The sequence below is a fragment of the Bradyrhizobium sp. Kon69 genome, from assembly GCF_055807515.1.
The window spans coordinates 1-596 of record NZ_JBVVOS010000096.1 but is presented as its reverse complement, the minus strand read 5'-3'; the positions used below and the strand labels follow the sequence as shown (position 1 = coordinate 596).

1 protein-coding gene is annotated in these 596 nt (G+C 55.0%); it reads left to right on the top strand.

All coding sequences use genetic code 11. The features are described 5' to 3' along the window. Nucleotides 1-423 (top strand): hypothetical protein (locus AC0L3U_RS38345; protein WP_473364954.1); only part of this gene is annotated, 423 nt, incomplete at its 5' end. Nucleotides 424-596: the final 173 nt, after the last annotated feature.

Here is a 596-nt window from a genome sequence, read left to right as displayed (position 1 = left end):
GGAATTCTTGTTGCTGTGATCAGCCTTGCTTCTGCCTCTGCAGCATCTTGGCTGACTGGTAAAGCAGCTGTGGATGCAGCGCGGGCTCAGGCCGACGCATCGCTATCTGCTACGCAGGCGCAACTGAGAAATTCAGCAGCGCTGAAACTTTTTGAGCTTCGATCCAAACCGCTTGCTGAAATCTATACAGCTCAAAGCAAGCTTAAGACCGCTGCCTACGGTAAGGAGATGAGTACCGCTGCGCAGCAGTTGGCCGTGGCCGCTGCATCAGCTGCTGCTCGGCTTGATGGCAAAGCAGCTATCCTCAGCTTACAAATATCGGAACGTGCCGCGGCACTATCTAATTTGCCAGAGTCTATGTTCCCAGAGATCGTGAAAACCAGTGGAGATTTGGCGGTCGCTTATCTGGATGGGCACATTTAGGACACGTCCAGATAAGGCTGCAAATCGCGCCGGAACAGTTTGAAGGGCAGGCTGACGGCAGCCAGGCTGGCAGGCACCTGGGCAAGCAGCAGTGCGCACACCAGTCTCGCTATCCATTGAATCAAAACATGCACCGATTGGGTCCTTGGCTGGCGGGGATCGCCCCAGCAAGT